Origin of the sequence: Corallococcus carmarthensis, from assembly GCF_003611695.1 — a bacterium.
GTDB classification, from domain to species: domain Bacteria; phylum Myxococcota; class Myxococcia; order Myxococcales; family Myxococcaceae; genus Corallococcus; species Corallococcus carmarthensis.
This window is the reverse complement of record NZ_RAWE01000335.1, coordinates 1-6,539: the sequence shown is the minus strand read 5'-3', so window position 1 is coordinate 6,539 and position 6,539 is coordinate 1. Positions and strand designations below refer to the sequence as shown.

At 68.7% G+C, this 6,539-nt stretch carries 7 protein-coding genes; 3 read left to right on the top strand and 4 right to left on the bottom strand.

Annotation, left to right across the window (positions count from 1 at the left end; translation table 11 throughout):
- Positions 1-375 precede the first annotated feature (375 nt).
- Entirely contained in the window at positions 376-1,785 is a 1,410-nt protein-coding gene (gene popC / locus D7X32_RS42180) for a subtilisin-like protease PopC (RefSeq protein ID WP_120608154.1), read from the top strand.
- A 57-nt stretch (positions 1,786-1,842) separates the two neighbouring features.
- Positions 1,843-2,304 (top strand): PopC secretion inhibitor PopD, encoded by a 462-nt coding sequence (gene popD / locus D7X32_RS42175; RefSeq protein WP_120608153.1) that lies wholly within the window; start codon positions 1,843-1,845, stop codon positions 2,302-2,304.
- Between the two features lie 271 nt (positions 2,305-2,575).
- On the opposite strand, the gene D7X32_RS42170 is transcribed toward popD, so the two are convergent.
- Positions 2,576-3,178 carry a malonic semialdehyde reductase gene (locus D7X32_RS42170; protein ID WP_120608152.1) on the bottom strand — a complete coding sequence of 201 codons (603 nt, stop codon included), beginning with the start codon at positions 3,176-3,178 and terminating at the stop codon, positions 2,576-2,578.
- Positions 3,179-3,306: 128 nt separating this feature from the next.
- Here D7X32_RS42170 and D7X32_RS42165 point away from each other — a divergent pair, with 128 nt between their 5' ends.
- Complete coding sequence (locus D7X32_RS42165; protein ID WP_120608151.1) at positions 3,307-3,696, top strand: winged helix-turn-helix transcriptional regulator; 390 nt, start codon at positions 3,307-3,309, stop codon at positions 3,694-3,696.
- 27 nt (positions 3,697-3,723) lie between these two features.
- Here D7X32_RS42165 and D7X32_RS42160 read toward each other — a convergent pair whose 3' ends face one another.
- The 3 genes from D7X32_RS42160 to D7X32_RS42150 all read right to left on the bottom strand — a co-directional run bounded on the left by D7X32_RS42160 (position 3,724) and on the right by D7X32_RS42150 (position 6,332).
- A complete protein-coding gene (locus D7X32_RS42160; protein ID WP_120560256.1) occupies positions 3,724-4,470 on the bottom strand; it encodes an SDR family oxidoreductase in 747 nt (248 codons plus the stop codon).
- Between the two features lie 168 nt (positions 4,471-4,638).
- The gene (locus D7X32_RS42155) at positions 4,639-5,859 is read right to left on the bottom strand and encodes an aminotransferase-like domain-containing protein (protein WP_120608155.1); all 1,221 of its coding nucleotides are present in this window, start codon (positions 5,857-5,859) and stop codon (positions 4,639-4,641) included.
- Between the two features lie 2 nt (positions 5,860-5,861).
- Positions 5,862-6,332 (bottom strand): Lrp/AsnC family transcriptional regulator, encoded by a 471-nt coding sequence (locus D7X32_RS42150; protein WP_120608150.1) that lies wholly within the window; start codon positions 6,330-6,332, stop codon positions 5,862-5,864.
- Positions 6,333-6,539 lie beyond the last annotated feature (207 nt).

The window sequence follows — 6,539 nt, the reverse complement described above, 5'->3', positions numbered from 1 at the left end:
TGCCTGCCCCTTCCCCACATCCGCTGGCGGACAGAGCCCGTGTGCGCCCCCTGCCACTGCCCTCGTCCCGCGGAGGGAATCCGTTGTGTTTCCGGAGGTTCGGGGAAGCCGAGTGAGGACCGAGACCCCAGACAAGAGGTGTCTATTACGGGAATCCCGTGATTTTTTGTCAGGGGGTCGAGGTCAAATCCCCCGGTTGGACCCCTGAACAAGGGGAGAGGGGAGGGCAGGTGATGCAACGGCTCCGGGCGACGCCCGCGAGCCCGACCCACCGGATCCGAAGGGGCTTGTCAGGGTCCCCAGGTGGGCGCGGTCGTACCGCAGGTGCTCTTCCTTCGGGGCCCGGCGCGGATAGGCGGTTCAAGGAGCACAGCCATGAAGTCTTTCCTGTTGGTACCCAAGGAGTCCATCGAGACGCAGGCCCGGCCCGGAGTGCGTGGCACGGCGCAGGGCGAGCGCGTCCTCAGCCGCAGCACCGCGCTGCGCTTCAGCGCGGGCCAGAAGGCACCGGATGCCCTCACCGCGCTCGGCCTGAGGTCGGCCACGCTGCCTGGCGTGAAGCCCGCCGTCAGCGGCCAGGAGCCCCGGGGCCGCAAGCGCGGCCGCGGCAAGAAGGCCAGCGACGTTGACGCCACGCCCATGCCGGGCGCACCCGTGACGGAGCAGGCCGGCACGGAAGCCGGCAGCTACCGCTTCATGCCGCTCATCGGCGCCACCATGGCGCACTTCTACTCCCAGGACGCGGAGAGCGCGGCCCGGGGCGAGCTGGCGGCGGAGTTCGAGTTCATCCCGGACGTGGTGCCCCTGTCCTTCCCCGGCCCGGTGTCCGCCGGCCAGACGGGGCCGCGCAACCGCGGCATGAGCTCGCTCGCGCAGCGTGAGTGGCCTGATGAATCCGGTGTCCCCCTGGCGCACGCCCAGGGCATCCGGGGCGCGGGCGTGATGCTGGGCATCCTGGACACCGGCGTGGACGCGGACCACCCGGAGCACGCGAGCAAGACCATCCAGTTCCGCTACGTCTCGCTCTTCCCCAACTCGCCGCACAACCCGGCGCGAGACGTGCGCGGCTTCGACCCGGACGGCCACGGCACCCACGTGTGCGGCATCGCCGCGGGCGTGCACCACGGCGTCGCGCCGGAGGTGGACCTGTACGCCGCGTCCGTCATCGAGTCGGAGACCATCCGCACCAGCCTGGGCCGCGTGGCCGCCGGCATGGAGTGGTTGCTGCACCAGTTCAGCCGTCCGGAGAACGCGTCACGTCCCGCCGTCGTCAACCTGTCGCTGGGTTTCCCGCTGCAGCCGCCTCCGGGCATCTCCGAGGCGGACTACCTGCTCAACCAGCGCGCCCTGCAGGCCATGCTGCGTCGGCTTCTGGACAGCAACATCCTGCCCATTGTCGCGGCGGGTAACAGTGGACCCGACACGGTTGGTTACCCAGCGGCCTTTCCCGAGGCCCTGGCTGTGGGGGCAGTCGACTTCGAGCGCACCGTGGCCACTTTCTCCGCCAGCGGCTCCGTGGGGCGTCGCGTCGTGCCTGATGTCATGGGCTACGGGGTGAACGTGTATTCGTCTACTGAACGCCGCTGCAATAATCAGGCGTTCTATGAACGAATGAGCGGCACGAGCATGGCGGCGCCTTATGTCGCGGGTATCGCTGCACTGTATCGTTGCCGTGCCCCTGACTTGACGGCATTGGAAGTGAGAGATTTGATTCTGGCCAATGCCATCAAGCTTCCTCGCTCGGCGAACCACCGGACGGGGAAGGGCCTGGCTGTTTTCAGGTGACGCGGTAGTTGCCGGGGCCGGTGCCACGTGAGCACCGGACCTGGGGAGGATGTGGCCATGCGCAGGAAGAATGGCGTGCCGGGCGAACCCCAAGACATTTCGGCCCGGATGTCCTCCGTCGCCGCCGTGCGTCCGCTGCCTGGCAGCGGAGGCACGGTGCGTGCGCTGCCGGGCGCGCGTGGCCAGGAGCGCGACGCGCAGCCGGGCGGCGACATCGACGTCACGGTGATGCCCCGGGAGCCGGCCGCGCCGAAGAGCGCTCCTGCGTCCTCACGGGCCCCCATGCGCTCGCGCGCGGACCTCTACAAGGAAGGCCAGGCGGAGAACGCCCGCTTTCGCGAGAGCTTCATGCGCTGGTTGGAGGCACACCAGCTGGTGGGCGCCGTCCGCGCGATGAGCGAGCCGGGCGGTTCCCTGCCCATGCTGCACGTGAGGTGCGCCCCGCGCGTGCTGGACCAGCTGCGCCGCGCGCCGGAGTTCGAGGCGGGCACGATGATGCCGCTCGAACAGCTGTACTAGGCCCGCTCCACCGCGAAGCCTTCCATTCGGGGCCCCGCTTCCCTTGTAACGGAAGGCGGCCCTCCGGCGGTCTATGCCGCCTCGCGAAAAGGCGGGCACCCGCGTTGGGGGGCGCCCACGTTTCGCACCGGGAAGAGGCTCGCTCGCCGCGTTCACCCCTGTGGAACTGACGGCGGGGCGGCTTCTTCCTGATTAACCTAGAAACTCAGGATTGTAGCGGCCGAAGGCCACTGAACGGCGGGACCAGTGTGTTGTCTGGGATTGGACGATTTCAAACCAGACGGCAGGCGTCCTCGAAGGACAGCCGCGGGTTGCGGGGGAAGAGCTTCGCCGCGTCGCCGTAGCCCAGGTTGATGAGGAAGTTCGACTTCCAGCCGGTGCCCAGGAGGAAGGCCTCGTCCACCTTCGCCTTGTCGAAGCCGCCCATGGGGCCGCAGTCGAGCCCCAGCGCGCGCGCCGCGAGGATGACGTAGGCGCCCTGCAGGGAGCCGTTCATGAAGGCGGACTGCTCGCGCGCCTCCGGCGTCATGGCCGCGAAGACGCTCTTCATGTCGCGCGCGGGGAACAGCTTGGGCATCTGCTCGTGGAACGCGGTGTCGTACGCCACGATGACCGTCACCGGCGCCTGCATCGTCTTGTCCACGTTGCCCGGGGACAGCGCGGGCTTGAGCCGCTCCTTGGCCTCGCGGCTCTTCACGAACACCAGGCGCACCGGCTGGCTGTTGACCGCGGTGGGCGCCATGCGCGCCAGCTCATAGATGCGGCGCAGCGTCTCGTCCGTCACCGGCCGGTCCTGCCAGCCCGGGTACGTGCGGGCCTCCGTGAAGAGCTGCTCCAGCGCGCCCGCGTCCAGGGCCGTGTTCGTCGTCGCCATGCGTGTCGTCCTCCGTTGCGAACACCCCATGGCTACTCGCGTCACTTTCATTTCGCAAGCAACTTCCAAAAAGTAAGTCCGTGCCGGGAGGAGGGGGCGGGCGCTATACTCGGGACGGAGGCGACACGATGCATGACGACCTGCACCCGCTGTGCAACCGGTTCCTGGCGGCGGCCGACCTGCTGGGCCGGCGCTGGACGGGCGTCATCCTGCGCATCCTGATGGACGGGCCGTGCCGCTTCGGGGAGCTGACGGAGCGCATTGGCACCATCAGCGAGCGCGTCCTGTCGGAGCGGCTCAAGGACCTGGAGGCCGAAGGCATCCTGGAGCGCCACGTCGACCCGGGCCCGCCCATCCGCTCCGAGTACCGGCTGACGGAGAAGGGTCAGGCGTTCTGGAAGGTCATCGACGAGCTGGGCAAGTGGGCGGAGCGCTGGGTGGACGTGAAGGCCCCGGCGCAGAAGGGCGTGGGCGCGAAGGCCACGCGGGCCGCGCCCCGGAAGCGCAAGAGCGCCTGAGTCCGGAGCGCGGTTGAAGCGTGCGGCCTAGAAGTTGTGGCCGCCGTCCACGTCGATGGTGCGGCCGTTGAAGTAGTCGCACTCCACGATGAACTTCACGGCCACCCAGATGTCCTCGGGCTCGCCGATGCGGCCCACCGGGATGGCGGCCACCAGCGCGTCGCGGGCCTTCTGGTTCATCCCCTGCGTCATGGGCGTCTCAATCATGCCCGGGGCGATGGCGCCCACGCGGATGCCGAACGGCGCGAACTCGCGCGACCAGGTGACGGTGTTGGCGGCGAGCGCGGCCTTGGCGGACACGTAGTTGGACTGGCCGCGGTTGCCGTGCCGGGCGATGGACGACATGTTCACGATGACGCCGGGGCGCTGGTCCGTCTCCACCATCTTCGTGACGACCTCGCGCACCATCAGCGTGGCGCCGGTGAGGTTCACGCCGATGACGGCGTTCCAGTCCGCGGTGGACAGCTTCTTCACCTGGCCGGTGGTGCGGTCCTTCTTCACGAGCAGCGCGTCGCGCAGGATGCCCGCGTTGTTGATGAGGCCGTTGAGGCCGCCCATGGCGCCGTGCGCCCACTGCACGAAGTCCGTGACGTCCTGCTCGTTGGACACGTCCAGCTTGCGCCGGTGGATGCCCGCGGGCAGCGCCGCGAGCTTCTCCTCGTTGACGTCGCCAACGGCCACCTGGCCGCCCGCCTCATGGATGCGCTGGGCGAAGTGCGCGCCCATGCCCTGCGCGCCACCCGTCACGATGATCTTCAGGTCCTTCAGCTGCATGTGCCTCTCCTTGGGCGTGTCCGAAAAAACGCGCGCAGGGTACGCACACCGCGCAGGCGCTGGCCAGCGCCGCGGAGGCTGAAACCTGAATCAAGCTTCAACTTCTCATGAGGCCCGGACCCCCGACGCGGTGCGTTGGGGGCCGGCCTGCCTGAACGACGGAAGCGCCTACAGCGCGTCGGAGATGACGGCGCCCAGCCGGCGCATGCCCTCGGTGATGAGGTCGGGCGGGCGGTTGGAGTAGTTCAGCCGCATGAACTGGGGCTTCTGGTCGTTGGCGAAGAAGGGGGCGCCGGGGACGAAGGCGACCTTCTGCTCGACGGCGCGGGGCAAGAGCGTGGCCGCGTCCAGGCCCTGGGGCAGCTCCACCCAGAGGAACATGCCGCCGTCCGGCCGGGTCCACTTCGTGCCCTTGGGCATGTGGGCCTCCAGCGCGGACAGCATCGCGTTGGCGCGCTCGGCGTAGACGGGCATCAGCGCCTGGATGTGGCCCGCGTAGTCGAACGTGGTCAAGAGCCGCGCGGTGGCGCGCTGCGCGAGCGTGGCGGTGTGCAGGTCGGTGGCCTGCTTCGCGATGGTGAGCGACTTGAGCAGCGGGCGCGGCCCCGTCACCCAGCCCAGGCGCAGGCCGGGGGCCAGCGTCTTGGAGAAGGTGGACAGGGACAGCACCACGCCCTGGTCGTCCAGCGACGCGAGCGACGGCAGGTGCACGCCCTTGAAGCGCAGCTCGCCGTACGGGTCGTCCTCCAGGATGATGAAGCGGTGCTCCTGCGCAAGCCGCACCAGCGCCTTGCGGCGCTCCAGCGACAGGGTGGTGCCCTTGGGGTTCTGGAAGTTGGGGATGACGTAGAGCAGCTTCGGCGGGCCCTTCTTCTTCACCAAGGCCGCCAGGTCATCCGTGTCCATGCCCGCGTCGTCGCTGCGCACGGTGGCGAACTCCACCTCGTAGCCGCCGAAGGTCTGGAGCGCCGCCAGGTAGCTGGGGTCCTCCACCACGACGAGGTCGCCGGGGTCGAGCAGCACCTTGCCCACCAGGTCCAGGCCCTGCTGCGAGCCGCTGGTGATGAGCACCTGGTCCGCGTGCACGTGCTGGCCCTTGCGCGCCAGGTGCGAGGAGATCCACTCGCGCAGGGGGGCGAAGCCCTCCGTGGTGCTGTACTGGAGCGCGGGGCGCCCCTCCGTCGCGAAGGTCTCCTCGAACGCCTTGGCGATGGCGTCCAGCGGGAAGAGCTCCGGGGCGGGCAGGCCGCCGGCGAAGGAGAGGATGTCGGGGCGCTCGGCGATCTTGAGGATCTCGCGCACCGCGGACGTCTTCATCCGGGACATGCGCTGGGACAGCCGGTAGGCCGGAGGAGGGGGCAGGGGTGCACTCATAGCGTCCGCGCTCATGTTCATTCTCCGTTCAACAGCACATCGGGGACACGCACGTGCGTGTCTTCCTTCAAGGTCGACAGGACGATGGTGGTGCTCGTGCGGGTGACGCCCGGGATGGTGCGCAGCGTCTCCACCAGCAGCGAGTCCAGCGTCCGCGTGTTCGCGGTCTTCACCTTCAGAACGTACGAGTCCTGCCCCGCGACCCGGTGGGCCTCCAGCACGTCCTCCAGCTCCGCCACCTTCTTCGCGAAGCCTTCGAAGTGCTTGGGGTGCTCGATGCTCACCCCGATGAAGGCGGTGATGTCCTTGCCCAGCTGCGTCGCGTCCACGCGCGCCGTGTAGCCGGTGATGACGCCCTTCTCCTCCAGCTTGCGGATGCGCTCCGCGACCGCCGGCTGGGACAACTTCACCCCACGTGACAGCTCCAGCTGCGTGGCCCGGCCATCGCGCTGAAGCATGTCCAAGATGCGATAATCCAGGGCGTCCATGGGGCTTGGAACCTTATTTTTATAAGCGGTCCTGGCAGTCGACGGTGAAGTTATATGCATCCGGCCTGGAGTGCAAGTCCGTTTGTACGCAAAATGGTTGAGGCCGGTGAAGGGGCTCCCACCCGACCTCCCGAGTCCCCTGGCAGGCAGGCGGCAAGGTGGTGCCGGAGGGGCCTTCCGGCAGTCCTCCTGAGAGGGAGGGTGGGC